The 26,848-nt window shown below is 39.2% G+C and carries 27 protein-coding genes, 1 other RNA gene and 1 pseudogene; 19 read left to right on the top strand and 10 right to left on the bottom strand.

From position 1 onward, the window contains the following. Window positions 1-22: 22 nt before the first annotated feature. On the bottom strand, window positions 23-724 hold the full coding sequence (locus tag ACFJIZ_RS04745; RefSeq protein WP_379091161.1) for a CPBP family intramembrane glutamic endopeptidase: 702 nt from the start codon (window positions 722-724) through the stop codon (window positions 23-25). 19 nt (window positions 725-743) lie between these two features. Here ACFJIZ_RS04745 and ACFJIZ_RS04740 point away from each other — a divergent pair, with 19 nt between their 5' ends. Further along, entirely contained in the window at window positions 744-1,346 is a 603-nt protein-coding gene (locus ACFJIZ_RS04740; RefSeq protein WP_379091159.1) for a helix-turn-helix domain-containing protein, read from the top strand. A 2-nt stretch (window positions 1,347-1,348) separates the two neighbouring features. Here the strand turns inward: ACFJIZ_RS04740 and ACFJIZ_RS04735 are convergent, their stop codons facing one another. Next, window positions 1,349-1,699, bottom strand: coding sequence for a TfoX/Sxy family protein (locus tag ACFJIZ_RS04735; RefSeq protein ID WP_379091157.1), 351 nt, complete (start codon window positions 1,697-1,699; stop codon window positions 1,349-1,351). Window positions 1,700-1,866: 167 nt separating this feature from the next. Between ACFJIZ_RS04735 and ACFJIZ_RS04730 the strand changes: the two genes are divergently transcribed. The 3 genes from ACFJIZ_RS04730 to ACFJIZ_RS04720 all read left to right on the top strand — a co-directional run bounded on the left by ACFJIZ_RS04730 (window position 1,867) and on the right by ACFJIZ_RS04720 (window position 4,880). Then, window positions 1,867-2,184 carry an Mpo1-like protein gene (locus ACFJIZ_RS04730; protein WP_379091155.1) on the top strand — a complete coding sequence of 106 codons (318 nt, stop codon included), beginning with the start codon at window positions 1,867-1,869 and terminating at the stop codon, window positions 2,182-2,184. A 205-nt stretch (window positions 2,185-2,389) separates the two neighbouring features. Further along, window positions 2,390-4,678: a catalase/peroxidase HPI gene (katG, locus tag ACFJIZ_RS04725; RefSeq protein ID WP_379091153.1), complete on the top strand. Its 2,289-nt coding sequence runs from the start codon at window positions 2,390-2,392 to the stop codon at window positions 4,676-4,678. Window positions 4,679-4,757: 79 nt separating this feature from the next. Beyond that, window positions 4,758-4,880: a hypothetical protein gene (locus tag ACFJIZ_RS04720; RefSeq protein WP_379091151.1), complete on the top strand. Its 123-nt coding sequence runs from the start codon at window positions 4,758-4,760 to the stop codon at window positions 4,878-4,880. A 44-nt stretch (window positions 4,881-4,924) separates the two neighbouring features. Here the strand turns inward: ACFJIZ_RS04720 and ACFJIZ_RS04715 are convergent, their stop codons facing one another. After that, complete coding sequence (locus ACFJIZ_RS04715) at window positions 4,925-5,572, bottom strand: hypothetical protein (protein WP_379091149.1); 648 nt, start codon at window positions 5,570-5,572, stop codon at window positions 4,925-4,927. 100 nt (window positions 5,573-5,672) lie between these two features. Then, window positions 5,673-6,857 (bottom strand): proline dehydrogenase family protein, encoded by a 1,185-nt coding sequence (locus ACFJIZ_RS04710; protein ID WP_379091147.1) that lies wholly within the window; start codon window positions 6,855-6,857, stop codon window positions 5,673-5,675. A 95-nt stretch (window positions 6,858-6,952) separates the two neighbouring features. Here ACFJIZ_RS04710 and ACFJIZ_RS04705 point away from each other — a divergent pair, with 95 nt between their 5' ends. The 10 genes and pseudogenes from ACFJIZ_RS04705 to ACFJIZ_RS04660 all read left to right on the top strand — a co-directional run bounded on the left by ACFJIZ_RS04705 (window position 6,953) and on the right by ACFJIZ_RS04660 (window position 15,539). Beyond that, a complete protein-coding gene (locus tag ACFJIZ_RS04705) occupies window positions 6,953-7,159 on the top strand; it encodes an RNA-binding S4 domain-containing protein (protein WP_055131502.1) in 207 nt (68 codons plus the stop codon). Next, window positions 7,159-7,854, top strand: a complete 696-nt coding sequence (locus ACFJIZ_RS04700) for a 3-dehydroquinate synthase family protein (protein WP_379091145.1) — start codon at window positions 7,159-7,161, stop codon at window positions 7,852-7,854. The genes ACFJIZ_RS04705 and ACFJIZ_RS04700 overlap by 1 nt, the downstream gene beginning before the upstream one ends. A 14-nt stretch (window positions 7,855-7,868) precedes the next feature. Beyond that, window positions 7,869-8,231 carry a hypothetical protein gene (locus tag ACFJIZ_RS04695; protein WP_379093894.1) on the top strand — a complete coding sequence of 121 codons (363 nt, stop codon included), beginning with the start codon at window positions 7,869-7,871 and terminating at the stop codon, window positions 8,229-8,231. After that, the gene (locus ACFJIZ_RS04690; protein ID WP_379091143.1) at window positions 8,218-9,132 is read left to right on the top strand and encodes a sterol desaturase family protein; all 915 of its coding nucleotides are present in this window, start codon (window positions 8,218-8,220) and stop codon (window positions 9,130-9,132) included. The genes ACFJIZ_RS04695 and ACFJIZ_RS04690 overlap by 14 nt, the downstream gene beginning before the upstream one ends. Before the next feature lie 236 nt (window positions 9,133-9,368). Further along, a pseudogene (locus tag ACFJIZ_RS04685) lies at window positions 9,369-10,209 on the top strand (prephenate dehydratase). Window positions 10,210-10,263: 54 nt separating this feature from the next. Beyond that, the gene (locus ACFJIZ_RS04680) at window positions 10,264-11,400 is read left to right on the top strand and encodes a chorismate mutase (protein WP_379091141.1); all 1,137 of its coding nucleotides are present in this window, start codon (window positions 10,264-10,266) and stop codon (window positions 11,398-11,400) included. Between the two features lie 316 nt (window positions 11,401-11,716). Further along, window positions 11,717-12,844 (top strand): 3-phosphoshikimate 1-carboxyvinyltransferase, encoded by a 1,128-nt coding sequence (locus ACFJIZ_RS04675; RefSeq protein ID WP_379091139.1) that lies wholly within the window; start codon window positions 11,717-11,719, stop codon window positions 12,842-12,844. A 65-nt stretch (window positions 12,845-12,909) separates the two neighbouring features. Next, window positions 12,910-14,007 (top strand): chorismate synthase, encoded by a 1,098-nt coding sequence (aroC, locus tag ACFJIZ_RS04670; RefSeq protein ID WP_379091137.1) that lies wholly within the window; start codon window positions 12,910-12,912, stop codon window positions 14,005-14,007. 5 nt (window positions 14,008-14,012) lie between these two features. Beyond that, a complete protein-coding gene (locus ACFJIZ_RS04665) occupies window positions 14,013-14,621 on the top strand; it encodes a DUF1684 domain-containing protein (RefSeq protein WP_379091135.1) in 609 nt (202 codons plus the stop codon). A 171-nt stretch (window positions 14,622-14,792) separates the two neighbouring features. Beyond that, complete coding sequence (locus tag ACFJIZ_RS04660) at window positions 14,793-15,539, top strand: LytR/AlgR family response regulator transcription factor (RefSeq protein ID WP_379091133.1); 747 nt, start codon at window positions 14,793-14,795, stop codon at window positions 15,537-15,539. Between the two features lie 250 nt (window positions 15,540-15,789). On the opposite strand, the gene ACFJIZ_RS04655 is transcribed toward ACFJIZ_RS04660, so the two are convergent. The 4 genes from ACFJIZ_RS04655 to ACFJIZ_RS04640 form a co-directional block, all read right to left on the bottom strand. Further along, the gene (locus tag ACFJIZ_RS04655) at window positions 15,790-16,587 is read right to left on the bottom strand and encodes a sensor histidine kinase (RefSeq protein WP_379091131.1); all 798 of its coding nucleotides are present in this window, start codon (window positions 16,585-16,587) and stop codon (window positions 15,790-15,792) included. 35 nt (window positions 16,588-16,622) lie between these two features. Next, complete coding sequence (locus tag ACFJIZ_RS04650) at window positions 16,623-17,570, bottom strand: tetratricopeptide repeat protein (protein ID WP_379091128.1); 948 nt, start codon at window positions 17,568-17,570, stop codon at window positions 16,623-16,625. Beyond that, the gene (locus tag ACFJIZ_RS04645) at window positions 17,534-18,073 is read right to left on the bottom strand and encodes a tetratricopeptide repeat protein (RefSeq protein WP_379091126.1); all 540 of its coding nucleotides are present in this window, start codon (window positions 18,071-18,073) and stop codon (window positions 17,534-17,536) included. Before ACFJIZ_RS04645 ends, ACFJIZ_RS04650 begins: the two co-directional genes overlap by 37 nt. A 214-nt stretch (window positions 18,074-18,287) precedes the next feature. After that, window positions 18,288-20,714 (bottom strand): thiamine pyrophosphate-dependent enzyme, encoded by a 2,427-nt coding sequence (locus tag ACFJIZ_RS04640; RefSeq protein WP_379091123.1) that lies wholly within the window; start codon window positions 20,712-20,714, stop codon window positions 18,288-18,290. A 129-nt stretch (window positions 20,715-20,843) separates the two neighbouring features. On the opposite strand from ACFJIZ_RS04640, the gene ACFJIZ_RS04635 reads away from it, so the two are divergent. From ACFJIZ_RS04635 to ssrA, 3 genes are all read left to right on the top strand, one after another. Beyond that, entirely contained in the window at window positions 20,844-21,236 is a 393-nt protein-coding gene (locus ACFJIZ_RS04635; RefSeq protein WP_379091121.1) for a DUF1573 domain-containing protein, read from the top strand. 61 nt (window positions 21,237-21,297) lie between these two features. Next, window positions 21,298-22,494 carry a pyridoxal phosphate-dependent aminotransferase gene (locus ACFJIZ_RS04630; RefSeq protein ID WP_379091117.1) on the top strand — a complete coding sequence of 399 codons (1,197 nt, stop codon included), beginning with the start codon at window positions 21,298-21,300 and terminating at the stop codon, window positions 22,492-22,494. 492 nt (window positions 22,495-22,986) lie between these two features. After that, window positions 22,987-23,352: a transfer-messenger RNA gene (gene ssrA / locus ACFJIZ_RS04625) on the top strand. Window positions 23,353-23,741: 389 nt separating this feature from the next. Here ssrA and ACFJIZ_RS04620 read toward each other — a convergent pair. After that, the gene (locus tag ACFJIZ_RS04620; RefSeq protein WP_379091115.1) at window positions 23,742-24,122 is read right to left on the bottom strand and encodes a winged helix-turn-helix transcriptional regulator; all 381 of its coding nucleotides are present in this window, start codon (window positions 24,120-24,122) and stop codon (window positions 23,742-23,744) included. Window positions 24,123-24,248: 126 nt separating this feature from the next. On the opposite strand from ACFJIZ_RS04620, the gene ACFJIZ_RS04615 reads away from it, so the two are divergent. Both ACFJIZ_RS04615 and ACFJIZ_RS04610 read left to right on the top strand, forming a co-directional pair. After that, window positions 24,249-25,040, top strand: coding sequence for an SDR family oxidoreductase (locus tag ACFJIZ_RS04615; protein WP_379091113.1), 792 nt, complete (start codon window positions 24,249-24,251; stop codon window positions 25,038-25,040). 22 nt (window positions 25,041-25,062) lie between these two features. After that, window positions 25,063-25,386, top strand: a complete 324-nt coding sequence (locus tag ACFJIZ_RS04610; RefSeq protein ID WP_379091111.1) for a nuclear transport factor 2 family protein — start codon at window positions 25,063-25,065, stop codon at window positions 25,384-25,386. Window positions 25,387-25,875: 489 nt separating this feature from the next. Here ACFJIZ_RS04610 and ACFJIZ_RS04605 read toward each other — a convergent pair whose 3' ends face one another. Then, complete coding sequence (locus ACFJIZ_RS04605) at window positions 25,876-26,622, bottom strand: hypothetical protein (RefSeq protein ID WP_379091109.1); 747 nt, start codon at window positions 26,620-26,622, stop codon at window positions 25,876-25,878. Between the last annotated feature and the right edge of the window lie 226 nt (window positions 26,623-26,848).

Genomic DNA, 26,848 nt, shown 5'->3' with positions numbered 1-26,848 from the left:
GCTTTTTTTATTCCATAAAAAACTATTGATCTGCAGCCATAGGCTTTAGTAATTTAAGGCAGATAAAGCAGAGCAGTGGAAAGCCTATATAATAAATCACCACCATGATCATTGGCAATATGCCTTCCGGTTGAACTGGATCTTTTTCATAGGTTTTTATCAAAAGTTGCAGACCAACATTCTTTTCATTGGAAAATAAGATCATTGAAGTAAAATTATAACCCAGGTGCAATGCAAATGGCAGTAATATAGATCGGGTCTTTACAAATGCAAAAGCAAACAAATAACCCATGGTGCCGGTAGAGACCAGCACTACCAACATTTGGATAGGCTGTCCGAGTATACCGTAAGAAAACCAATGAAAGATACCGAAAGCTATTGCAGATAAAATAACCGCTTTAGTGGCATTGAGTTTTTTGATCAGGATATATAATAATGCACCCCTAAAGATCAGTTCTTCAAAAACTACTCCTTTTAATACAAATAATGAGCTTTTGCAAAAATTGGCAGCCGTATAATCTGGATTCAGTTTATAGGGATTTTGTACCCATAAAGAGATACCGAGATAAAGGCAAGATAAATAAACCAATGGCAGAGCTAGGCCAAACAGCATCAAAAGCAAGCGTTTAGGATAAGGATACCAGTTCAATACACTGAGGTTTTGACCAAGTGTATATTTTAACAATAACCAAGAAAGTAACAATTCAATAACAATAACGAGCATAAGTTTTTTCTGTAAAAATATGCCCATTAAATTGTGGAAGATTACGACATTTACATACGCCGTAACAACGCCGTACTGCAAAAGAATGGATAATGCCCGAAAAGACAATGTTGCTAAACTGATCAAGGATGCACGCTTAAAAAAGGGCTACTCGCAGCAACAGCTTGCCGACCTTACACAACTTAACCTACGATCGGTACAACGTATTGAAAATGCCGAGGTATTGCCCAGGGCATACAACCTTAACTTACTGGCCCAGCAATTAGAGCTAGATGTGGAAGCATTGCAGGCACTCAACAAAAGAATTGCCCAATTACCAACAACTCCGTTAATAGAAACTAAACCGATCATCAATAGTCCCAGAAAACTGATCCTTAGCCTCACCTTTGTATCAATATCAATATTATTTACGGCCGCCTTTCTTTCACAATCTAGTCGGTTTCCAGAAACAAATTTTGAACTGTTCTTACTGTTGTCATTGGTTGTAGCCATCAATGCACTTGTACTTTGGCGGATTCTGGAAATTTTAGTTCCTAGCGTCTATCATAACCCAACAATGGCATATTGTAACCTTACAACAGTGCTTTATGCAATGCTTGTGCCCATCTGTTACTTGAAGTAAAATTATTTGTTTTTAGCTTTTTTCTTAGCTGTTTTGGCATAAGGATTAAATGCTAGGCAATGGGCCACCCACTCCTGTAATTTTTTGGGATGGTCAAAACCTGCTTCCTCTACATAGACATAATCTTTCATTAACCGACCATTGTTCATCATGTTACGGCAATTTCCATTTTCCAGTTCCAACTGTACCCTTTCTTCTCCAATCCTACACAATAGTTCATTGCCAGAAACGCAGATACACATCTTTTGGTTGACCATAAAGCAAACCCCACTAAACATCTCCTTTTCGGTTACGTCTTCTTGGTCTACCAATAGTTCTCTTACCCGATCAGCCAGTTGATTGTTATAAGCCATAATCTATTAACTTTTGTATTGACATAAAGATAGTAAATGTAGCTGAGCATAATTAAGAAGCAATGATCTGGGTTTTATCTTAAGCAAATATTACCAACACCAGAATCAGGTCTATATGTTTAATCACAGTTTTTTCTTAAATTTAGACAACCAAGACCAAAGCAGCAATGAAAGACAAAAGATTTACTTCTCTTAAAGAGTTCTATCCTTTCTACCTTACAGAACATCAGAATTTAACAAGTCGTATCTTACATTTTATAGGTACTGCCCTATTGATCCTATCTTTAATCACTGGTATTCTTTTTCACGATTGGCGTTTCATCGTAGCCATCCCTTTTATAGGTTATGGATTTGCATGGGTAGGTCATTTTTTCTTTGAAAAGAACAAACCTGCCACCTTTCAATATCCTGCGTACAGCCTTGCCAGCGATTTTATGCTCTTTTGGGACTTATTGAATGGGAAACAACCTTTTAAGGTCAAATAGCTTTTGCCTATGGGCATATAGAAAAAAGCAGTTTGTTCTGGCACCCCTTTCTCTATAGTTTTGTTCAACACGAAAGCCAATCTATTTGTCGCTCCTTTTTTGGATGATAATTGAATTGCTTTCGTTAAATTAGCTGATAGACAGCAAACATCAGTAATGCTTTAGCCCCCTAAAGTTTAATTAAGGATAAACAAAAAACAAAACAATGGAAAATAACCCTAACGACATTAGTAAGTGCCCATTCCACAATGGCAGCAAAAACAGTAACCCAGTTAATGGCGGTACAAAAAATATTGACTGGTGGCCAAATAGATTGAATGTAAATATCCTTCGTCAGCATTCACCTTCATCCAACCCTATGGACAATGGTTTTGATTATGCAGCGGCATTTAACAGCCTAGACCTGGCAGCGGTAAAAAACGATCTACATGCATTGATGACTGATTCTCAAGATTGGTGGCCTGCAGATTTTGGCCATTATGGTCCTTTGTTCATCCGCATGGCCTGGCATAGTGCGGGTACGTACAGAACTGGCGATGGACGTGGTGGTGCAGGTAGCGGACAACAACGTTTTGCACCCTTAAACAGTTGGCCAGACAATGTAAACTTGGATAAGGCACGTCGGTTACTTTGGCCGATCAAACAAAAATATGGCAATAAAATATCTTGGGCGGGTCTATTGATCTTAACGGGTAATGTTGCTTTAGAGTCGATGGGTTTTAGAACTTTTGGTTTTGCTGGTGGTCGTGAAGATGTTTGGGAACCGGAGGAGGAAGTATATTGGGGAGCTGAAAAAGAATGGTTAGGGGGCGATGTACGTTATGCCCATGGCTCTGATGGTGTAGATAAAAGTGGTGGCGTATTGGTTTCTGATGATGATGCCGATGGCGACATCCATAGCCGTAACCTCGAAAAACCATTGGCAGCAGTGCAAATGGGTTTGATCTACGTTAATCCTGAAGGACCTGATGGCAACCCTGATCCAATTGCGGCGGCTAGGGATATTCGCGAAACCTTTAAGCGCATGGCGATGGACGATGAGGAAACCGTAGCTTTGATTGCTGGTGGACATACTTTTGGAAAGACACACGGTGCCGGCGATGCTGGTTTGGTGGGTAAAGAACCAGAAGCCGCTAGCATGGAAGAACAAGGTCTAGGATGGGCAAGTAAATATGGTAGCGGAAAAGCTGGCGATGCCATTACCAGTGGCCTGGAAGTAACTTGGACAACTACCCCAACCCAATGGAGCAATAACTTTTTCGAAAATCTATTTGGTTTTGATTGGGAGCTGACCAAAAGCCCTGCAGGGGCGCACCAATGGGTTGCAAAAAATGGTGGTGGTGCAGGTACCATTCCTGATGCATTTGACCCATCGAAAAAACATGCACCAACCATGCTCACCACCGATTTATCTTTAAAGGTAGATCCAGCATACGAGAAAATATCTAGACGTTTCTTTGAAAATCCAGATCAGTTTGCCGATGCCTTTGCGCGTGCATGGTTCAAGCTTACCCACCGTGACATGGGTCCTCGCTATCGCTATTTAGGACCTGAGGTACCACAAGAAGTGCTGCTTTGGCAAGATCCTATCCCAGCAGTTGACCACCAATTAATTGGCGAGCAAGAGATTGCAAATTTAAAAGAAAGCATTTTGGCCACAGGTTTATCTGTGTCTCAATTGGTTGCTACCGCTTGGGCATCTGCTTCCACTTTTCGTGGTTCTGATAAACGTGGTGGTGCCAATGGTGCACGCCTACGTTTGGCACCTCAAAAATATTGGAAAGTTAACAGCAGTGGTTCAATAGATAAAGTGCTAAGCGCTTTAACGCAGGTCCAAACAGATTTTAACAATGCACAAACTACGGGTAAAAAGGTGTCGTTGGCAGATCTGATTGTGCTGGCAGGTAATGCTGGTATAGAAAAGGCAGCTAAAAATGCTGGCCATGCTGTTACTGTACCTTTTACACCTGGTCGTATGGATGCTTCACAAGCCGAAACAGATGTAGAATCTTTCAGTGCCTTAGAGCCAATTGCAGATGGTTTCCGTAATTACCAAAAAACCAATTATACAGTTTCTACAGAAACCTTGTTGGTAGATAAAGCCCATCTGTTAACCTTAACTGCTCCTGAAATGACCGTATTATTGGGTGGCTTACGTGTATTGGATACCAATTTCGACCAATCTAAACATGGTGTGTTTACAGATCAGCCTCAGGCATTGACCAACGACTTTTTTGTAAACTTACTTGATATGAACACCGCTTGGAAGTCTGTTGACCATTACCAACAATCATTTGAAGGTAGGGATAGAAAAACAGGCCAACTGAAATGGACTGGAACTCGTGCTGATCTGGTATTTGGATCAAATTCTGAGCTGCGTGTAATTGCCGAAGTTTATGCCAGTAGCGATGCAAAGGATAAATTTGTGAAAGATTTCGTAGCTGCATGGAATAAAGTGATGAACCTTGATCGTTTTGATCTAGCCAAACACTAGTGTAGCTACATAGATAAATAAGGGTTTGCAAAACAACCCTTATTTATTTTAATCTTCCTAAATATTTAAATTACAGCAAATGAAAGCCGAAAGGATAGAAAAATTCAAGAAATGGGGCAAGAAATTAGGCTTCTGGGGCTTTATGTTCTTCTTGGTCAAAGGATTGGCATGGCTAGCTGTAGGTTATTTTGTAGTAAAATAAATCCTAAGTCCGAAGTCTTGAGTTGGGGGTTGAGAATCTATTTCCTATCCACCTACCCATAAATCTCCCTTTTTAAAAGAGTAATATTCAGTACAATCATCAATTGGATCATTAAGTAAAGTTATACGGTGAGGCTTTCTTAATTGTTTCTCAATCCAATTTTTATGGCTATAATAATCAGTCAATGATTTATAATCACCTACTTCACCAAGAGTAGTATTATCAAAAATCTCTTCATCAAAAAAATACTCCCAATTAAGTTTTGTTAATCTATTATTCAGTACTTTACTTTTAGATAAATTAAATTCAGGAGTTTTAGCTAGTGAGAAAAACATCCCATCATACCAGTTTAATCTATTTTTTGTAGCACATACAATCTGCGATTTAGAAACATTTGGACTATAAAACCATAGTTTCAAATAATATGGCTCATTCAAGCTGTCTAATTGCTTTTTCCAAATATCATAAATATCTAAGAAGCCAGTCAAGATTATTTCTCTTGTTTTTCCTTTTGGCTCTGTAGGTCTAGTTTCTGTTCTATTAGTTACTCCACTCCAAGGCCAGATTCTAAACTTGATATATTCATACTCAAAATCTATATGTAGCGCTAAGCCAGAAACCATCTCTTCTTTAAAAAAAGCTTTGATTTGTTTTTGCAAACGACAATGACCTCTAACTTTTTTTATCTTCATTTGATGTTTCTTCTTCTATAAACCTAAGTAAGTTAGAAAGAACAAAGTAAGTCTTGAGTTCGGAGTTGAAAGTCCGTCAGTCTATGTCCTATCCTTAATCCTACAACCTTCTCCTCGCCTTTTCCTTACTGATCAAACCTAATTCTCTTCCGGTTTGTCCGGCTACAGATGTATTTTCTTGGGCTCTTCTAAATAAATAAGGCATTACCGCTTTGATCGGACCATAAGGAACGTATTTCGCTACATTGTATCCAGCATCGGATAAATTGAAGCTCAGGTTATCGCTCATGCCCAATAACTGTGCAAAAAAAGCATGCGGATCATCATGTGGAATGTTGTTTTCGTCCATCAACTCGGTCAATAAACGGCTACTGTCTTCGTTATGCGTACCGCAAACAAAACCGATCTGATCGATATGTTGTACACAAAACCTTAACGATTCGTTATAATCCTTATCTGTTGCAGCTTTATCTGGTTGTATTGGCGATGGATAACCCATTTCTAAAGCACGTTTGCGCTCTTTTTCCATGTAAGCACCACGTACCATCTTCACGCCCAAAATAAATCCAGTTTCTTTAGCAATCAAATAATCCGCCTTTAGATCCGCTAATTTATCGTGACGGTACATTTGATAGGTATTGTAAACAATTATCTTTTCTTTGTTAAAGCTGGTCATCATCTCTAAGGCCAATTCATCAATTGGGCCTTGGATCCAAGTCTCTTCCGCATCGATCATAATAGGCACCTGTTTTTCAAATGCGGTTCTACAAATCTTTTCGCAACGTTTTTTAACCCTATCGTATTCCTCAATCTCAGCTGTGTTCAGTTCCTTTTTGGCATGAATTTTTTCTAACAAAGCAAAACGTCCAATACCGGTAACCTTAAATACTGTAATCGGGATACGTGGATTACCATCAGCACGGTCAATCGTCCTGATCGTCTCTTCACAGGTAAAATCAAAAACTTCCTCCTCTTCTTCTCCTTCAACAGAATAATCTAAAATCGTCCCAACCTTTCCATTGTGCAGTTGTTCAATGGCATGTTCGCATTCGTTAATGGTCTCGCCACCACAAAACTGCTTAAAAATGGTAGCTTTAATGGCTCCTTTGATCGGGAAACCTATATTTAACATGAAATTGGTAATTGGAGGACCTACTTTGGTCAAAAAGTTACTGCTGATGATCTTAAACAACCAATAAGCTTGGTTCAGTTCAGCATTAGATTTGTTGCGAAAAGCGATTTCGGTGTTGTCAAAGTTGATTTTTTTTCTGGGAGATGTTTCCATTTTGGTGTTTTACTTGGTCAGAAGAGTGCAAAAATATAAATTACAATCATTGTTAAGGCAAAACACTTTATAAATAATTGTAAATTTGCACCACGATGATAAAATTCAAACTTGAAGGCGAATTTATTCCGCTAATTGCACTCTTAAAGGCTACTTCTTTGGTACAAAGTGGTGGCGAAGCCCAAACTGTTGTTGAAGATGGCTTGGTTAAATATAATGGTGTAGTTGACCATAGAAAACGTCTCAAAGTACGCGTAGGCGACAAAATAGATTTCATGGGCAAAATAATTGAAGTAATTTAATGGAACCTATCAAAAGCGCCGGACATTCAATTTATTTTGAATCGGGTTTAAGTCCATTAAAAGAGATTTTAGCCCAAAATAAATACAGTAAGGTATTTGTTTTTGCAGATACGAATACGGCCGAATTGTGCATCCCCGTTTTTAGGTCTTTTTTAGATGAGCTTGAAGATTTCGACATTATCGAAACCGACCCTGGTGAGGAGAACAAAAACATCGATTTCTGTATCGGTATCTGGAAAACACTGTTAGACTTTGGTGCCGACAGAAAATGCCTGATGATCAATTTAGGTGGTGGCGTAATTACCGATATGGGTGGTTTTGTAGCCTCTACCTATAAAAGAGGCATTGATTTCATCAATATCCCTACTACATTGTTATCACAGGTAGATGCTTCTGTAGGTGGCAAAACAGGTATAGATATCGATAATGTTAAAAATATGGTGGGCACATTCAGTCTGCCACAAGCCGTTTTTATCGAAAATATTTTTTTAACTACCCTATCTAAAAGAGAATTGTTATCGGGTTTTGCCGAGATGATCAAACACGGATTGATTGCCGATGCAGCTTATTACGAAAGTTTAAAGCTTAGCGATTATCAGCATATTACACCAGCTGCCATCCATCGTTCTGTAGCCATTAAAAATGAGGTGGTGACTACAGTAGCCTTTAGAAAAAGGGCTACGCAAGAGTCCTAAATTTTGGACATACCATCGGCCATGCCGTAGAAAGTTATGCCTTAACCAACAGCAAAAAACCTTTAACACACGGTGAAGCCATTGCCATTGGTATGGTTTGTGAGGCATTTTTGTCGGCAAAATATTGTAACTTAACTCAGGATGAATTGAATGATATTGTAAAATACATTAGCTCGATTTATCCAAAATATACGATAAAAGAAAAAAGCTTTGCTACTTTATTGAGTTTAATGCAGAGCGACAAAAAGAATGAAGATGGCCATATTCTATTCTCTTTGTTAGATAAGATTGGCCAATGTACCTTTAACTGCAGAGTAACTGACAATGATATTGTAGAAAGTCTGCACTATTACAATACAATTTATGGAGCTTCTTGATCCTAGAAACATAACTGTAACCACACTTTTTACTTTGGTCATTATCATTTCTTTGGTAGAAATGTATTTTAGCTATGCGCACGACCGTAAACTTTATACCAAAAGAGACACTTTAAACAACATCTATTTGATGCTGGCTGCTATCGTGATCAATGCCAGTATGAAAGTAGCCACTTTCTTCCTCTTAGATTATTGTTATCAGTTCCGTTTGTTCGAAATCAAAAACGTTTGGCTGTATTGGGTGGTATTGATTCTTGCCCAAGACTTTTTATATTGGTTTTTACATACTGTTGGGCATTATGTCAGGTTTTTTTGGGCCATGCACGTAACCCATCATTCGTCAGAGTATTTTAACCTTACTACCGGTTTCCGTTCTACCGTGTTCGAACCATTTTACCGTGTTTTCTTTTACCTGCCATTGGCTTTTATGGGCTTTAATGCATTAGACATCTTATTTGCCTATTTGGTAACCCAGATCTATGGCAATATTGTGCATACACAAACGGTTGGCAAGCTACATCCCATTATCGAATATATTTTTGTAACCCCATCGCACCACAGGGTACACCATGCCAGTAATGTACGTTACTTGGACAAGAATATGGGCATGGTACTGATCTTGTGGGATAGGTGGTTTGGTACTTTCCAAGAAGAAGTACCGCAAGAAGAGATCAAATATGGCCTGACCAAACAACCAGACGATTCGAAGTTTACCAATATTGTTTTTCACGAATGGTCTGCACTGGCCAGTGATGTCAAAAAAGCACCAACTTTTTGGGACAAGGTGAAATATATCGTAAATCCTCCAGGATGGAGCCACGATGGCAGTACCCAAATTGCCAAGGTCATGCAGAAAGAATTGAGGGAAGCTGAGAAAAAGGCCAACTTAGAAAAAGCTTAGTTTTTACTTCAAAATTTAATTCTGTTTAAATTATTTTCATTTCGCTATTGACAAATTAAATTTTGAAGTGTACATTTGACACCAAGAAACAAAAATGAGATTAACAACTACATATTGGTTTGGTTACTTTTACTATTTTAGTAAGAGCCGGGACTAATATGCAAAAAACATAACAAGAATATTTGTATATAAAAAGTCCCGGCCTACAGCCGGGACTTTTTTTGTTTAACGCAAAAATGAAAACAAAAAAGACAAGAGTTGCCATCCAAGGCATCAAGGCATCATTCCACGAAGAAGCAGCATTTAAGTTTTTCGGTAGAGATAATATCGAAACCATTGAGTGTAATTCCTTTAAGCAAACCTGCGAGGCATTAGAGAGCGACAAGGCCGATTTTGTGATCATGGCCATCGAAAACTCGATTGCAGGTAGTTTATTACCCAATTACACCCTGATCAGAGAGTACAATTTTGCAGTAAGTGGCGAAGTTTATTTGCCTATCCAATTGCACTTGATGGCCTTACCAGGCGTTAAGTTTGAAGATATCAAATTTGCGACTTCCCATCCTATCGCCATTAGACAATGTGTTGATTTCTTTGACGATTATCCTCAGAATCCAAGTGATTGAAAGTAGCGATACGGCTGCCTGTGCAAAAAAAATAAGAGACGAGCAATTGACTGATACTGTAGCCATTGCCAATACTTTGGCTGCCGAACTGTATGGTCTGAACATCATTGAGCGCAGGATCGAATCGAACAAGAAAAACTATACCCGTTTTCTGATCTTGCAAAAAGACAAAACAGAAGATTCGAAAGAAATCAATAAAGCTTCTATCTGTTTCCAGGTAGGTAACTACGTAGGTGCACTTTCTAAAGTCCTTAACATCTTCGCAGAACTTAATGTCAATTTAACCAAAATACAATCGATGCCTGTTTTGGGCAAAAGGAACGATTACTACTTTTATGTGGATATGGAATGGAAAGACATGGAAAACTATGATACCGCCATCCGTAAGGCACTAAAATATACGGTCAATTTTAACATTATGGGCGAATACCCGAAGAATGACAAGGTGTAATTGCCAGTCTTGATACTAAATACTTGATACTTAAAAAATAAAATCCCAAAAAAAATGAAATTACAATTAAACATCCAACCATTAGAAAGCTGGATCGACGTTAAAAACCAACCTTTATTGATTTCTGGCCCATGTAGTGCAGAAACAGAAGACCAATTGTTATCAACTGCACACTTATTGGCTGCTACCGGAAAAGTGAGCGTTTTAAGAGCTGGCATCTGGAAACCTCGTACCCGTCCGGGAGAATTTGAAGGCATCGGCAGTATTGGCCTTGAGTGGTTAAAACGTGCCAAGGCAGAAACAGGTTTACCTACTGCTGTAGAAGTTGCCAATGCCAGACACGTAGAAGAAGCACTTGCTGCTGGTGTTGATATCCTTTGGATTGGTGCCCGTTCTACCGTAAACCCTTTTACCGTACAAGAAATTGCTGATGCTTTACAGGGCGTAGATATCCCAGTGTTAGTTAAAAACCCAGTAAATCCAGACCTACAATTATGGGTTGGCGCATTAGAACGGATCAATAAAGCAGGTATCACCAAATTAGGAGCCATCCACCGTGGTTTTTCTTCTTTCGAAAAAAGTGCTTTCCGTAACGAACCAATGTGGGAATTGGCCATTCAGTTGAAAACCTTATGCCCAGAATTACCAATCATCAACGATCCAAGCCACATCTGCGGAAACCGTGAACTGATTCCTTACATTGCGCAAAAAGCTTTAGATCTAGATATGCAGGGCTTGATGATCGAGTCTCACCTTGACCCTTCAATTGCATGGACAGATGCCAAACAACAAGTTACCCCTGCTGCCTTAGCAGAAATGGTGAGTAAATTTACCTTGCGTCAACCAGAATCTAAAAATGAGGAGTTTACAGATAAATTGGCTGATCTTAGAAAAGAAATCGATAAGATCGACGACTTGGTTCTTCAGAAATTAGCTGAAAGAATGAGCATTACCCAAAAAATAGGTGAATTTAAAAGAGACAATAAAGTAACCATTTTACAAGTTAACCGTTGGGATGAGATCATGCAAAAACGTACTGCATTTGCCAAGGCCTTAAAATTAGATGTGAATTTTACAGAGAAATTTTTAGAATTGGTACACGGCGAATCTATCCGTAGACAGACGGAGATGATGAATGCAGGAAAAGCCGAAAAGGGAATTGCTGCCGAAAACCATGCTGAAGTAAAATAAAAGATCAGTTAATTGGTTCATTAGTTCATTAGTTCAATGGTTCATTGGTCATTAGTTACTGGGAATGGTACCTCGAGTATAATCTCTTGACTTTGGACTTACTGACTTGCCGACTTTTTAAACTACTTCATAATTATTTATATTTCCTTACCTTAACGTACACTAAAAAGAATGTCCGAAAACGTATTGCTTTCTTTCAAAGGAAACAAACAGATTGATACCGAAATCAGATTAACAGGTTCTAAAAGCGAATGCAATAGAGCGTTGATCGATTAGTGCCTTAAGCCAAAATACCGTACAAGTAGAAAACCTATCAGTGGCAGCAGATACGGTTACCTTGATCGACAGACTGAAGACCATAGCCGACCATAAAACCTCAGAGCTTACAGCTAATGACGCTACCCTAACCGTCGACATTGGCCCTGCAGGCACAGCGATGCGCTTTCTCACTGCATTTTTAGCGATCCAACAAGGAGATTTTGTTTTAACAGGAACAGAAAGGATGAAGCAACGGCCCATTGGGATTTTGGCCGAAGCCTTAAAAAGTATGGGTGCGAAAATCACCTACTTGGCACATGAAGGATTTCCACCCTTACAGATTTCAGGTCCTTTTGAACAAAAAACTGCAAATGTTACGATCAAAGGCGACATCAGTAGCCAATACATCTCGGCCTTATTGATGATCGCCCCCTCGCTCCCACTTGGACTGACCTTAGCAATTGAAGGAGAACTGACTTCAAGGCCTTATGTAGAAATGACTTTGGCCATGTTAGAACAAGTTGGGATCAGGAACGATTGGGAGGAAAACACCATCACTATTGCACCACAAAGCTTTAATGAGGCTACCTTATATGTTGAGCCAGACTGGAGTGCAGCCTCTTATTGGTATGCCATTGCAGCCTTGGCCGATGAAGCGAGTATCTTTTTACCGGGATTAAATGGTTATAGTTTACAGGGAGACAGCAAGATTACAGAGATCATGGCTAATTTTGGCATCACTTCACAATTTAAAAATGGTGGTGTTTACCTCAAAAAAGAACCTAAAAAAGTAGAAAGAAAGATTTTCGACCTTAAAGAATGTCCAGATCTGGCACAAACAATAGTTGTTGTTTGTGCTGCTTTGGGCCATGATGCAACCTTTACAGGCCTAGAAACACTAAAGATCAAAGAAACCAACCGTGTTTTGGCGTTACAGACCGAGTTGGCCAAAATTGGGGTCAAGTTTATTGAAAAGAACTTTAGCTATAAATTAGATTGCTCTGGGCTACATTTCCCAGAAAAAGTGACGATCAGTACCTATGAAGACCATCGGATGGCCATGGCCTTTGCTCCTTTGGCACTCAAAATAGCAACTTTAGAAATTGAAGAAAAACAGGTAGTTGAAAAATCTTATCCTTACTTTTGGGATGACTTGAAAAAAGCAGGATTTGAAGTAGTAGAATAAAGAATAAAACGCAAATGCCTAAATTGGCAAAATCGTAAATCTAAAATCGTAACCCTAAAATAAAAATGGCAGGTAACTCATTTGGACAATTATTTAAGATCACAACCTTTGGCGAATCTCATGGTGTAGCTATTGGTGTAATTATCGATGGCTGTCCGGCAGGATTGACCATAGACCTTGATTTTGTTCAATCAGAACTGGATAAACGCAGGCCTGGCCAATCTAAAATCACCACACAGCGTAAGGAAAGTGATACGGTACAGGTTTTATCTGGGATATTTGAAGGTAAAAGTACAGGCACACCTATTGCTTTACTAATCCAAAATGAAGACCAACGCTCTAAGGATTATGGACACAATGTTGATGTTTATAGACCTAGCCATGCCGATTATGTGTACGATGCCAAATATGGTATTAGAGACCATAGAGGTGGAGGCCGCTCTTCGGCCAGAGAAACCGCTGCCCGTGTGGCTGCTGGTGCAATTGCCAAATTGTTATTAAAAGAATATGGCATTACCATTTTTGCCCATGTAACTGCTGTTGGAGAAATTACAGCGCCTAATTTTAATACAAATGACCTCGCCGCTGCCTTGGCCACAAGAGAAGAAAATATTGTACGCTGTGCAGACCCTGCAACAGCCAACCAAATGATTGATTTTATTGATTCTGTTCGCAAGGATGGAGATACCGTTGGTGGCAAGATCAGCTGTGTAATTAAAGGTTGCCCCGCAGGTTTGGGCGAACCAGTATTTGATAAACTACATGCTGACCTTGGAAAGGCTATGTTGAGCATCAATGCGGTGCACGGATTTGAATATGGTTCTGGTTTCGCAGGTAGCGAACTAAGGGGCTCGCAACATAATGATATCCCACAACCGAAGGCCAGCGATGAACATGTTTTTAAAACCATCACCAATCATGCTGGTGGTATTTTGGGTGGCATTTCTAACGGAATGGACATCACCTTCAATGTTGCATTTAAGCCTGTTGCTACCATTATGCATAACCAAGCCACCATTAATGCTGCAGGAGAAGCCGCAGAAATTAAAGGAAAGGGTCGTCATGATCCATGCGTAGTACCAAGGGCTGTAATCATTGTAGAAGCCATGGCCGCCTTGGTATTGGCTGATCAATTTTTAAGAAACAAAACTGCTAAACTCTAAACAACATGGCCAAGTATATCTGTTTGCTATTGTGCTTTTTTAGCTTAAATGGAATTGCACAAAACTATAAAAGTTCAATTGAAGCCCATAGGACTAAGTACAAAGCCGATTTTATAAGCGATACCCACTCTCCACTTAAAGAAGAAGACCTTAAAAATCTTCATTTCTATGAAGCAGATAGTACCTATAAAGTGAATGCCACCGTAAAAATGTTAACTGGCGAAAAGATCTTCAAGATGCCTACCTATGCCGGAACCAGTAACGAATTTATCCGTTATGCGCAATTGAGCTTTACTTTAAAGGGAAAAACTATAAAGATGACCTTATATAAGAGCATGGCATTGGCCATGAATCCGGCTTATAAAGACCTATTATTTCTACCTTTTACCGATCAAACCAACAACAAAGAAACCTATGGTGGTGGCAGATACATCGACCTAAATGTCAATGATATTCGAAACAACCATCTGGAAATCGATTTTAACAAGGCCTATAATCCTTATTGCGCCTATAGCGACGGTTATCGTTGTCCAATTCCTCCAGAAGAAAATGATCTTCCTATAAGTATCATTGTTGGAGAAAAATTATATACTGGAGAGAAAAAGCATAAATAATTTATCGCCTCATTAGCTTTTGTTTAGAAGAAAGCTGAAGACTACAAAAATTCAATAAACTGTAATACAGTTATATACATAAAATTTTATTGACTACTGTAATTTTAAAAATTATTACCTTAGATGATAAATATTTTTTAGATTGAATTTTAAATTTATCTTTAAAGTTAAATGAGGAATTATACCTGTTTAATAGTTGACGACAACGAAATTGAACGTGATGCGATTGAGATGTTCTTACGTAAAATCAACAGACTCGAAATCATAGCAACGTTTGAAAATGGTATCGAGGCATCAGCTTTTTTGATCGATAAAGATGTAGATATTGTTTTTTCTGATATAGATATGCCCGAACTTTCTGGAATGGGCCTGCTCAAGAGCATTAAAAACCCTCCCATTTTTATCTTTATCACTTCTTTTACAGAATATGCAGCAGAGAGTTTCAATCTTGATGCCTTAGATTTTATTGTTAAACCTGCAACATTCGAACGTTTGTTAAAAGCCAGCAACAAGGCCATTGAATACCTTGACCTTAAAAAACAAGCTGACCTTAACCAAAATACCGTTGTTCCAGGTGCTGATTCAGACCATTACTTTTTCATTAAAGAAACCAAAGGCTTTACCAGGTTAAACTATGAAGATGTAATCTATATTGAGAGTATGGGCGATTTTTCAAGATTGTTTACTGCAGAAGATAAACACATTACCCTGGTTAACCTTAAAAATCTGGAAAAACAGCTTCCATCAAATTTTGCAAGGGTACATAAACAATATATTATCAATTTAAATCAGATTGCAACAGTTGCCAATAACGAAATTATGTTGAACCATAATTACAATGTACCGATCAGTTTGGCAAATAGGCAGGAGCTGATGGAGAAGATCACAAATAAGACCATCTCTAGACATACAAAATAACCCTATTTTAATCTTTTGTCCAGTCTATTATTGCTGATGCCCTGACTGTAAAGGAATACCACAAAATTACCCACTAATTTTCCAAATGCCTTAATCTTAATGATGCTCATTTTAATCTACTTGTAGTAACGGATTGAATGATACAAATTTCAAGAAAATAAAACTAAGCTTTTCGGATAGTTGATGAATTAAGGGTTTTAGTCGATGAAGACAATTATAACGTAGACGTTTTGAGTAAAAAAACGCGATTTTACATCGCTTTTGGCAGTTGTAAGGTAAAAGTACTACCTATATGCTGTTGACTAACGACCTGTAGGCTACCATTCATCAAGCTTGTAAATGTTTTGCAAAGCACTAAACCAATTCCGGTTCCCTTCTCTTTATTGGTACCCAATGTACTTTCTCCTGTTTCTTGGTTGCCAGGTTGATTAAACTTTTGGATCTGACTCTTCGATAGGCCAATTCCATTGTCTATGATATTGATCAGTACCTGACCTGCCTTATCTACCGTATTGATCTTGATCAAGCCATTATTTGGTGTAAATTTGATGGCATTACTGATCAAGTTCCTTAAAACCAGCGAAGTCATGTTCATATCGGCCAAACAAAGTGTTCCAGATTTGATCTCACTTTCGATCCTTATATTTTTTTGGTTTGCAGTGATCTGCAAGGAATTGATCACATCCCTAGCACAGAGTTCTACATCAAATTTTTCTAAAATTGGTTTGTAGCCTTCCATTTGACTAGATGCCCAGTTCAACAGGTTTTCCATCATGGCCGAAGTATAACCTAAGGTATTTTTAAGGTTGGCCGCATATTTAGTCAATTTTTCTTGGCTAATGTGTCCTCCTTCCAACAATTGGATAAAAGAGATCAACGAGTTTACCGGAATACGCATATCATGGCTTACCAAGCTGAACATCCTGTCCTTTACCTTTCCTAATTTCTCCAATTCCAACTTTTGTTCTGATACAATCTTATTTAATCGGGCAGTTTTACGCTGGGCATAAAAAACAAATAATGCCGAGGCAAACAAAACTGCAGCCAAAATGACCAAGAACAGGTTGATATTTCTGTTAAACCTCAGTTCTGTTTTTTGTAGACTGATTCTTTATCCTTTAATGCCGCTTTTAGCTTTTGTTGTTTAAGTTGGTCGCCTTGGTAACGTTTTTCATTCTCCAAATCTGCCTGTTTCTTTAAAAAAGTTAAACGTTGCAGACTTTTCTCTTGGTCGCTCAATGTCAGTTCCTGTTGCCGTAAAACCAGCTTTTGTTGCTGTTGTCTTGCCAATAACACCTGTCTTTGTAATTCGCCATCTGTAACTTGTTGTTTCAGTTGATAATCCTTTTCTTTTACAGAAAAATCTAACTGCAGCTGTCTTCTAGTGATTTCTCTTTCTTTTTCCTGATTAAAGATCTGGTCTTTAAATAAAATATATTGCCTATAATAATTAAGTGATTGGTTAAAGTTCTTTTGTTTTTCTTCAACCGCACTTAAACTCAGGTAAGCATTTCGCTGTAACTCGAGCAGTTTATTCTGTTGACCAATGTTCAAGGCTTCTAATAAGAATTCTATAGATTTGGTATAGTTCTTTTCTTCTTCATAAAAGTCGCCCAAGGCCAATAGGCTAAAGCCATACTCCCTAACATTGTCTTCTTTTTTATTATGCTCTGCAGATTTTTCGTAGGCTTTAAGTGCCAGTTCTCTTTGGCCTATGGCTTCATAAACGTTTCCCAGATTTTTATTGGCAATACCCTGAACACCATTGTCGTTCAAAATTTTTGCAATTTTTAGCGCTTTGTTAAAGTTTTCTAAAGCGATGTTGTTCTTCTGGCTTGGGTCTACCCCCATCTTCACCAACTCTTCATTAGAGGCCGTAAAATAAGCAGTTCCAATGGTATTGGATACTACGGCAACACCTCGGGTATCTTCTCCTTCTTTCGAAAAAATCTTCAATGCCTTTTTCAGATAGTTAAGCGCATTGTCTTGCTGCCCTAAGTCTTGATAGATCCTGCCACATTGGTATAACAACTTGCTAGGTCTATCTCATTCCCTATTTTCAGGTAAATGGATATGGCCTTTTGATTGACCTCTAATGCTTTGGCATAATCAGGAATGCGGTAATACATCTCTCCCAGATTTAGATAAATGCCAGCTACCCAATCCAAGTCTTTTAAAGCAATGTACTTTTCGATGGCCTTGAGGTAATATTCTTCTGCCTTTTGGTAATTGGTAAAACTATGGTTATACAAACCTAATCTAAAAAAGGCCTCGGCTTCATAACTTTTCTGATTGGTCTTTTGAGCCATTACAATGGTCCTAAAAACATATTCTTCTACTTTCGGTGTATTTTTTAGCCTGATGTATTGACGGTAGATATTTTTTAAGATAGCTACCTTGGTTGAATCTTCTTTGGGATGGTTCTGGTTTGCCCACAAAAGGCTATCTAATGTTTGTTGCGGGGTTTTAAGCTGTGCTTTGGCTATACAACCGACAAAAAGGAGAACGAAGCAAAATAGATAAACCTTGAACATATCATTTAATCGGTTTTAATATCTTAATGATATGGTAAGAATTGCCAATCTCAAAATTGACACAAAGCACACTAGCGGAATTCATGACCTGGAAATAATAGCTCAAGATAATGTTTATTAGCTAATAAGCAAATATTTTTTCACCAAAAACAACAGCAAAAAGCCCTGAATAAAACATATTCAAGGCTTTTTGATATCGATTGAGCTAATGTGTTTAGCTGAAAATAGCAGGGTATTTAGCCGAATTACTGTCATTCATCATCTGATAAACAGCTTCGATCACATCATCTACAGATGGTTTGCTAAAATAGTCGCCATCAGAGCCATACGGCGGACGGTGTGCTTTAGCTGTTAATGTTTTTGGTTGTGCATCTAAAAAGTAATAGCCTTGTTGGATCTCTATGATCTGTTGTAGGATAAATGCACTGGCACCGCCTGGTACATCTTCATCAACTACCAAAAGCTTATTGGTTTTTTGCAATGATTTTTTGCACAATTGATCCGTATCGAAAGGCAAAAGGGTTTGCGGATCTATAATTTCGATATGGATACCCAATTGCTCCAGTTCTTCTGCAGCTTCTTCTACAATGCGTAAAGTAGAGCCATAAGTAACAACTGTTAAATCTGTACCTGTTCTGATCACTTCGGCTTTGCCTAAAGGCACTGTAAATTCACCTACGTTTTCTGGTAGCTTTTCTTTTAAACGGTACCCATTTAAACATTCGATCACCAAAGCAGGTTCATCAGACCTAAACAAAGTATTGTACATGCCGGCAGCTTGTGTCATGTTTCTAGGCACACAGATGTGCAGACCACGTAATGAACCTAAGATCATGCCCATTGGCGAACCTGAATGCCAAACACCTTCTAAGCGGTGGCCACGGGTACGTACAATTACTGGAGCTTTCTGACCAGCTTTTGTCCTGTAAGATAAACTAGCTAAATCATCGCTCAAAATATTCAAGGCAAACAAAAGATAATCAAGGTATTGGATTTCGGCAATTGGTCTTAATCCACGCATGGCCAAACCTATACCCTGCCCAACAATAGTCATTTCTCTAATGCCTGTATCAGTTACCCTTAGGTCGCCGTATTTTTGTTGTAAGCCCGCAAAACCTTGGTTTACGTCCCCGATGTTCCCTAGATCTTCTCCAAAAGCCACCAAACGTTGGTCTCTTGCAAAATTAGAATCGAAACAGGCATTCAATAGCTCCCTTCCATCAATCATTTTACTGCTTTCTGTATATTCGGCAGGAACAACATTTACCAAGAAAGGGCTCTCTTTTCCATCAGTAAACAGTTTAGAACTATATCGCTCTTCATTTACTTCGGCATTTTTCAAATACCATTTCACCAAAACATCACGTTCGGCAGACGGCATGTTTATACTTTGTCTGATGGCCTTTCTTGCGGCAGACATCACTTCTCTACGTTGTGCATCTGATGCCGAGGCCAATTGTGCGGCTATTTTTGTCAAAGCTGGTTGCCCATTGGCAAAACCATTGATCATGTTGACCACTTCACTCTGTTCTTGTTTAATGCTTTCTAAAAACTCGTTCCAAGCTTCTTTCTGTGTATTGCGCACAAATACCTTGGCTTCTTCTTCTAATTTCACCAAGTCTTCTTCGGTAGCAATGGCCGATTCGATCATCCATTTGCGCATTTGCACAATACAGTCGTATTCTTTTTCCCAATCCAAACGGTCTTTCAGCTTATATCGCTCGTGCGATCCAGATGTAGAGTGTCCTTGTGGCTGGGTTACTTCTGTTACATGTATCAAAACCGGTACATGTTCATCACGGCATACATCGATCGCTTTTTGATAGGTTTCGCACAATGCGGGATAATCCCAACCTCGCACCTTAAAAATTTCGTAGCCATTTGTACCTTCTTCTCTTTGAAATCCTTTTAAGATCTCTGAAATGTCTTCTTTGGTAGTCTGGTATTTTGCCGGAACAGAAATCCCATACCCATCATCCCAAACAGAGATGGCCATTGGCACCTGTAATACACCTGCAGCATTGATGGCTTCAAAGAAAACACCTTCTGAAGTGGAGGCATTCCCAATGGTACCAAAAGCAACTTCGTTTCCTTTAACCGAAAAGTTCTTAAGGTAATCAAGCTCAGGGTTTTGTCTGAAGAGTTTTGAAGCATAGGCTAAGCCAACTAAGCGGGCCATTTGTCCACCTGTTGGTGCAATATCTGAAGAACAGTTTTTAATTTCTGTGAGGTCTTTCCATGAACCATCTTCGTTTAAAGAGCGGGTTGCAAAGTGGCAGTTCATCTGTCGGCCTGCCGAAGATGGGTCTGCTTCTACACTTGGATTTGCATACAATTGTGCAAAAAATTCCTTTATAGTGGAAATTCCTGTAGCAAAAGCGAAAGTTTGGTCGCGGTAATAACCAGAACGCCAATCGCCATTTTTAAACGCCTTTGCCATGGCAATCTGTGGCACTTCTTTTCCATCGCCAAAGATCCCGAATTTTGCCTTACCTGTTAATACTTCCTTACGGCCTAATAAACTGGCCTGACGGCTCTCGTAGGCAATCTTATAGTCGTTAATAACAATTAACTTAAAGTCATCGAAACTTAGTTCTGAGGTATCAATCTGATTAGTGGTAAGTTTACTATCTGACATCATAAGTGGAATTGGTTAGAGCGCAAAGATACAATTCTTTCTAATTATGACTTAATCTGAACGGCAAATAATATTTGGAATACTTTTTGTTTTAACCTATTAAAACATTAAATTTGTTTAAACCCGAAAACCATGAAAAAGTTAATTTTAATATTTGCACTGATCCTAGGCGTTGGCATTACCGTAAATGCGCAGACTAAACCTGCCGAATTCAAGTTTGAAAAAGAAGTTCACGATTTTGGAAAAGTTGTATTGAACAAACCTGTAGTATATACTTTTAACTTTACCAATACTGGCGAGGCACCTTTGATCATCTCGAAAGTAGAAACTACTTGTGGTTGTACGGTTGGCGAATACACCAAAACACCGGTTAAAAGTGGCGAAAAAGGTTTTGTAAAAGTTACCTTAACTCCATCTGGAGCACCACTACCATTTAATAAAGGCATTACTTTAACTTCTAATGCAAGAACACCAATTAAAGTATTGATCATTAAAGGTGAATACGTAGAAGGCAATACAAAGTAAAATTTTAAAGATATTTGAATAAAAACCCCGTTAATCCAACGGGGTTTTTTATTTTTGTGCCATGCCAAAAATCTCAGAAAAAGGGTTACAAATGCCCGCTTCACCAATCAGAAAACTTACACCTTTTGCAGATAAAGCTAAAGCAGCTGGTAAAAAGGTATATCATTTAAATATAGGTCAGCCAGATATTGCTACACCAGAAGGCATGTTAAATGCCATTAAGAATATAGATTTTAATGTTTGGGCCTATACCCCATCTGAGGGTACTCTGGCTTATAGAACTAAATTAACCGAATATTATAACAAATTGGGCTATAACATTACGCCTGATAACATTTTGGTTACGGTTGGTGGATCTGAAGCCATTACCATTGCCATGCAGACCTGCGTTAACGAGGGCGACGAGATCATTATCCCTGAGCCTTTTTATGCCAACTATAATGGTTTTGCATGTATGAGCAATGTAGTGGTTAAACCTATCCTTTCTTATATCGAAAATGGTTTTGCCCTACCTCCTATTGCTGAGTTTGAGAAACTGATCACGGCAAAGACCAAAGCGATCATTATCTGTAATCCAAATAACCCAACGGGCTATCTGTACTCAAAAGAAGAATTGGAAGCTTTAAAAGCATTGTGTTTAAAATACGACCTGTTCTTGTTCTCTGATGAGGCTTACCGCGAATTCTGTTATGATGGACGTGAGTTTATCTCGCCAATGTATTTGGATGGTTTGGAAGAGAACGTTGTAGTGATGGATACGGTTTCTAAACGTTATAGCGCCTGTGGTGCGCGCTTGGGCTGTTTAATTACCAAAAACAAAGCAGTAATTGCTTCGGGACTGAAGTTTGCACAGGCACGTTTAAGTCCGGGTATGGTAGAGCAGATTGCAGGTACTGCCGCTGTTGATACGCCAGACAGTTATTTTGAAGAAGTGAACAAAGAATATACGCTACGTCGTGATACCTTGGTTAATCGCCTAAACAGTATGGAAGGTGTATTTTGCCCTAACCCAGGTGGTGCATTTTATGTGGTAGCTAAATTACCGATCGATGATGCTGATGCTTTTTGCCAATGGATGTTGGAAAGTTTTGAGCACAATGGCGCTACGGTAATGATGGCACCTGCTACTGGTTTCTATTCTAGTGCGGGCAGTGGTAAAAACGAAGTGCGTATGGCCTATGTTTTAAATACTGACGACCTGAATGCGGCCATGGATTGTTTAGCAACTGCTTTGGATCAATATCCAGGAAAAGCTTAGTTGTTAGTTGATTATTAGTTAAGGCAAGTTCGGGATAAGAAAATGCACTTTAACATTATAATCAAGGGCTTATCTTGAAATCAGTTGTTTCTACTGCTATTTGATAGTTCTGTCGCTTCGCGGACAAACTTTTTTCCTCCAGCTGAAAAAAGTATACAAAAAAAGCCGCGGCTGCGCCCTGTTCTGTTAAAGGAAGTACTTAGGCTTATTGCTGCATTCCGAACAGGCCAAGTCCGGTTGTAGTGAAACGTTGAGCTGGTGCTTAGGCTTGAGATAGTTCCAGATCTAAACTATTAATGCACATTGATTATTAGTTGTATAGTTTGCGAATAACTAACCCACTCACAACGAAACAACTAACAACAAGTAACGAACCAACAAAAAAAACATGGATATTGGCATGTATTTTGTATATTTGTGGTTCGGTTTAGGGTTTGTTTGCTGTTTTGTTCGAGAACTGGAAATGATTAATTTTAAACTGAAAACCAATATGGGGCCGTTTTGGATTTGACAGGGTGGCGCTGAGTATGTTAGCATGCAGTGCGTTGTACGGAGAGCACTTAAAAGAGAACGTTCAAAACAATAATTGGCGAAAATAACTACGCCTTAGCTGCTTAATTTAGAATTAAATAGCTTTTGTCTCGCTAACTGCTGCATTGTTAGGTTAGTAATAGAGGCATCGAAATAACAACGCTAGCTTTTGTAAGGTACGGTACAAGAGCGAAACAAAGTACCTAAGGAGAAAGGTTAGGTCGGTTTCCAGCCCGCCAGATCCGACAATTAATTGGAAAATAAGCATGTAGAAGGTGTAATTTATCACACAACTGGACAAGGGTTCGAACCCCTTCGGCTCCACTTAAAGGGAATGGATCGAAACCATTCCCTTTTTTATGGCCATACTATTTTAACAGTAATATTTTGATCAAACGCCTATATAACATTCGGAAGCAAAATTTCCCCTGTTGCAATCGTTCAACATTGCCAATAAAGATTTGGGTATTGCCGAAGACAGGGATTTTTAGTACAAATGTTGATGCGGAGAACCAAATTTTGATTAACCACAAATGTGCCTGCCGAGCACAAAACCGTCACTTTTACCAAACCTGTGTAGCGGTTCGTGCTTCTGTCTCTCCATTGATATGTCGGTTAATTATTGTTATAGTGGTTTTTTATGCTGTTTAAATCAGACTTTTCAGGGAAGCGTTACTTGCACGGGTAAAATCAAGTCGTCCGAATTTCTCTCCTTTTTAGCAGGATCCTCCAAAATCAGACTTTAAAACTTGTCTTAAAATCACATCACGTAAACGCTCTTCGTTTTCATCACCCCACTGCCCTAATGCTGCAATCACGGGAATTAATGTCTTGCCAAATTCGGTAAGGCTGTATTCTACCTTTGGCGGTACAACTGGAAAAATTTTTCTAGTCACCAGTTCGTGTTCTTCTAATTCTTTCAATTGAATATTCAAAACCCTACGCGATGCATCAGGGATTTTGCGTTGCAATTCGCTTGGGCGTTTATGACCCTGATTGATAAACCACAGCAAACGGATTTTCCATTTTCCAAAAAGCACTTCACCGATCAGGTCAAGTCCACAATTCAAATTTGGCATTATCTTTCTTTCGTACATTTTATAAAGTTACACCTATGTTCCATATTGTACAATAGGGGAAAAATTTATCCCTATCTGAATCGTAATTCCGTAATTGTGTAAACTATTTTTACTCCCCAAATTTGTCCTATAAACAATTCTAAAATGGAACAATTTAATTTCAACAATGAGTTATCTGGCAAGATTGCCCTGGTAACCGGAGGGACGAAAGGAGCCGGAAGGGCAATTGCAGAAAGGCTCTTGCAAGCTGGCGCAACGGTTATCATAACTGCAAGGAATGCACCCGAAAAAGAGAACATCAAGCTGCATTTCATTCCGTCTGATTTGAGTAAGGCAGAAGGTGCCCGAAAAGTGACTAGCGAAATACTTTCAACTTATGGAAGATTAGACATTTTGGTGAACAACCTTGGTTCCGCGTCAACTCCAGCTGGCGGCTTTATCGCCTTAACCGATGAAGATTGGGAATCTACCCTACAGGCAAACTTGCTCGCACCTGTTCGATTAGACAGGGGATTTTTACCGCAGATGATTGCACAAAAAAGCGGTGTAATTATTCATATCGCTTCAATTCAGGGCAAATTGCCTTTGTATGATTCTACTTTGCCTTATGCAGCTGCAAAAGCGGGATTGATCAATTACAGTAAAAGACTATCAAATGAAGTTACTCCCAAAGGTGTTCGCGTGCTGACTGTCTCTCCTGGATGGATAAAAACCACAGCAACAGAAGCTTTTTTGGAAAGAATAGCGCAAGGTTCAAATATTACCATGGAACAGGCCCAACAAAGTGTGATAGATGCGCTTGGCGGAATACCTTATGGCAGGCCTGCCGAACCTGAAGAAGTAGCCGAACTGGTGGGCTTTCTTGTTTCACCAAGGGCAAGTTACCTGACAGGAACCCAGTTTGTAATCGATGGCGGCACAGTACCGACAATTTAATAACCTATAAATAATAAAAACCATGAATTTACCAAAAGTAATAGCTGATTTAGTAACAGCACAAAACAACTTTGATAGCGTTGCCTATGCCAAATGTTTCGCCGACACAGCCGTAGTTTTTGATGAGGGTAGAACGCACAATGGAAGAAAAGAAATAGCACATTGGATAGCTGACGCCAACAAAAAGTACGAAGCCACCATGAAGCCCGTTAGCTTTGAAGAACAAGAAACGGAAAGCATTTTAATAGCAGAAGTCTCTGGAAATTTTCCTGGAAGCCCTATATTGATGAACTATCATATGAAAATAGCAGATGACCTGATACAGTCATTGAAAATTACTGGATAAGTAGGAATGGCTAATTTTAGCCGTTCTCTTTTACCTTAGCTTAGGCCTGCTTTGTTTGATATGTTGTTTAACCAATTAAATCTCATTGTCAACAGTGATACGAATAGAAATTCTTATATATTGACATCATATATGGTGTCAGATATAAAATTTACATCGTCTAAAAAGTAAATAATGTTATAAGAGTTCGATTGAGGCTCCGTCAAGCCCACATGATTTGAAAGCTAACCAGTTCACAGTTCAAGATACACAGTTCGCAGTTCAAGGTACACAGTTCGCAGTTCAAGCTGCCCAGTTTACAGTTCAAGGTACCCAGTTCACAGTTCAAGGTACACAGTTCGCAGTTCAAGGTACACAGTTCCCAGTTCAAGCTACCCAGTTCACGATTCAAGCTATTTGGTGCAGCATTAAAAACAAAATGGCCTATAGTTAAAGGCCATGGCACCAAATAATGAAATGGAAGTTTAGGGATGATTGGTTAATGAAGGCTTAGCTTTTAATGTAGTTAAACTCTAGTGCGGCCAAGTGTTTGTACTGCTCGCTGCTTGGCCCGAACAGCGACTTCACATAGTTCTTTACATCTTGGCTAATGGCTATTACTCCCGTTTCGGCCACGTACATTACCTTGTTACGGGCCATACGGGCCTTATCTAATGCGGTTTTGGCTGTCCACACGGCGATGTTCTTAGTCTGCAATGCCGTAAACAGGGTTTCTAGGGTAGTTATTTTTAGGTCGGTTTCGTTGGGTTGATACTGCGCTATAGAGGCCAATAGTTTGATCTGTTTATCAAAGGTATCTAAAATGCTATCGTAGCTCTGGTGCGAGGCCGATACCTGCTTTACTTCTTTGCCCACTGTTTTTAGGGCTGCACGTTCTTCTTCGCCCAGTTTTTTACTTGCCCTTATTCCTGTGAGTTTTCGGTGGTTGCTCATGGCATTATCTACTAGCTGTTGTGGGGCACGCGTTGCCTTTAAGGCGCTGATGATACGGCTACTGAGTTGGCGCAGCGGTTCGTAGCCTAGGTTTCTTTGGGCCACGGCATTGCCATGGTTGCCCAATGCGGTATTTACTTGGTCTACGGTTTGTCTAACTGCCGACAGTTGTGCCTGCAACGCCGCTAACTTAATGGCGGGCATGGAGGGGTTGTAATTGGTACCATAGGTGGCTATGGCGGTCATCATGGCCTCAAAATTCGCTACGTTTTTTGCATGGCCGGTTTCATAGGTAGTTGGCATGTTTTTTTAGGTTTTAAATGATGGATATTTGGTTAATTCACATTAAGCTAGCGAATAAAAAACAAGCAGCTAAATTTTGAAAAGAAGTATAGTAATGGTTAATTGTTGTTAAGTTTAGAGTTAAAATTTTTCTTGGTCTGAGGGTTCTTGAGTTAAAAACTGGGAAGTTTGGAGCTTGGCAGTAAGAAAGCTGAAAATCGGATGTCCAACCTGTTTGGCATTGATG

Origin of the sequence: Pedobacter sp. UC225_65 (assembly GCF_042698365.1) — a bacterium.
In the GTDB taxonomy this organism is placed as follows: domain Bacteria; phylum Bacteroidota; class Bacteroidia; order Sphingobacteriales; family Sphingobacteriaceae; genus Pedobacter.
This window is presented reverse-complemented; position numbering and strand designations above follow the sequence as displayed.

What these genes read in the sequence shown, in the direction of transcription:
- ACFJIZ_RS04635 (WP_379091121.1), top strand. Translation starts at nt 20,844, where the DNA reads ATGAAAAAGTTAATTTTAATATTTGCACTGATCCTAGGCGTTGGCATT.
- ACFJIZ_RS04640 (WP_379091123.1), bottom strand. Translation starts at nt 20,714, where the DNA reads ATGATGTCAGATAGTAAACTTACCACTAATCAGATTGATACCTCAGAA.
- ACFJIZ_RS04605 (WP_379091109.1), bottom strand. Translation starts at nt 26,622, where the DNA reads ATGCCAACTACCTATGAAACCGGCCATGCAAAAAACGTAGCGAATTTT.
- ACFJIZ_RS04715 (WP_379091149.1), bottom strand. Translation starts at nt 5,572, where the DNA reads ATGAAGATAAAAAAAGTTAGAGGTCATTGTCGTTTGCAAAAACAAATC.
- ACFJIZ_RS04745 (WP_379091161.1), bottom strand. Translation starts at nt 724, where the DNA reads ATGCTCGTTATTGTTATTGAATTGTTACTTTCTTGGTTATTGTTAAAA.
- ACFJIZ_RS04665 (WP_379091135.1), top strand. Translation starts at nt 14,013, where the DNA reads ATGGCCAAGTATATCTGTTTGCTATTGTGCTTTTTTAGCTTAAATGGA.
- ACFJIZ_RS04645 (WP_379091126.1), bottom strand. Translation starts at nt 18,073, where the DNA reads ATGTTCAAGGTTTATCTATTTTGCTTCGTTCTCCTTTTTGTCGGTTGT.
- ACFJIZ_RS04735 (WP_379091157.1), bottom strand. Translation starts at nt 1,699, where the DNA reads ATGGCTTATAACAATCAACTGGCTGATCGGGTAAGAGAACTATTGGTA.
- ACFJIZ_RS04740 (WP_379091159.1), top strand. Translation starts at nt 744, where the DNA reads ATGCCCATTAAATTGTGGAAGATTACGACATTTACATACGCCGTAACA.
- ACFJIZ_RS04700 (WP_379091145.1), top strand. Translation starts at nt 7,159, where the DNA reads ATGGAACCTATCAAAAGCGCCGGACATTCAATTTATTTTGAATCGGGT.
- ACFJIZ_RS04620 (WP_379091115.1), bottom strand. Translation starts at nt 24,122, where the DNA reads ATGTACGAAAGAAAGATAATGCCAAATTTGAATTGTGGACTTGACCTG.
- ACFJIZ_RS04680 (WP_379091141.1), top strand. Translation starts at nt 10,264, where the DNA reads ATGAAATTACAATTAAACATCCAACCATTAGAAAGCTGGATCGACGTT.
- ACFJIZ_RS04615 (WP_379091113.1), top strand. Translation starts at nt 24,249, where the DNA reads ATGGAACAATTTAATTTCAACAATGAGTTATCTGGCAAGATTGCCCTG.
- ACFJIZ_RS04630 (WP_379091117.1), top strand. Translation starts at nt 21,298, where the DNA reads ATGCCAAAAATCTCAGAAAAAGGGTTACAAATGCCCGCTTCACCAATC.
- ACFJIZ_RS04710 (WP_379091147.1), bottom strand. Translation starts at nt 6,857, where the DNA reads ATGGAAACATCTCCCAGAAAAAAAATCAACTTTGACAACACCGAAATC.
- ACFJIZ_RS04720 (WP_379091151.1), top strand. Translation starts at nt 4,758, where the DNA reads ATGAAAGCCGAAAGGATAGAAAAATTCAAGAAATGGGGCAAGAAATTA.
- ACFJIZ_RS04660 (WP_379091133.1), top strand. Translation starts at nt 14,793, where the DNA reads ATGAGGAATTATACCTGTTTAATAGTTGACGACAACGAAATTGAACGT.
- ACFJIZ_RS04730 (WP_379091155.1), top strand. Translation starts at nt 1,867, where the DNA reads ATGAAAGACAAAAGATTTACTTCTCTTAAAGAGTTCTATCCTTTCTAC.
- ACFJIZ_RS04690 (WP_379091143.1), top strand. Translation starts at nt 8,218, where the DNA reads ATGGAGCTTCTTGATCCTAGAAACATAACTGTAACCACACTTTTTACT.
- ACFJIZ_RS04705 (WP_055131502.1), top strand. Translation starts at nt 6,953, where the DNA reads ATGATAAAATTCAAACTTGAAGGCGAATTTATTCCGCTAATTGCACTC.
- katG (WP_379091153.1), top strand. Translation starts at nt 2,390, where the DNA reads ATGGAAAATAACCCTAACGACATTAGTAAGTGCCCATTCCACAATGGC.
- aroC (WP_379091137.1), top strand. Translation starts at nt 12,910, where the DNA reads ATGGCAGGTAACTCATTTGGACAATTATTTAAGATCACAACCTTTGGC.
- ACFJIZ_RS04610 (WP_379091111.1), top strand. Translation starts at nt 25,063, where the DNA reads ATGAATTTACCAAAAGTAATAGCTGATTTAGTAACAGCACAAAACAAC.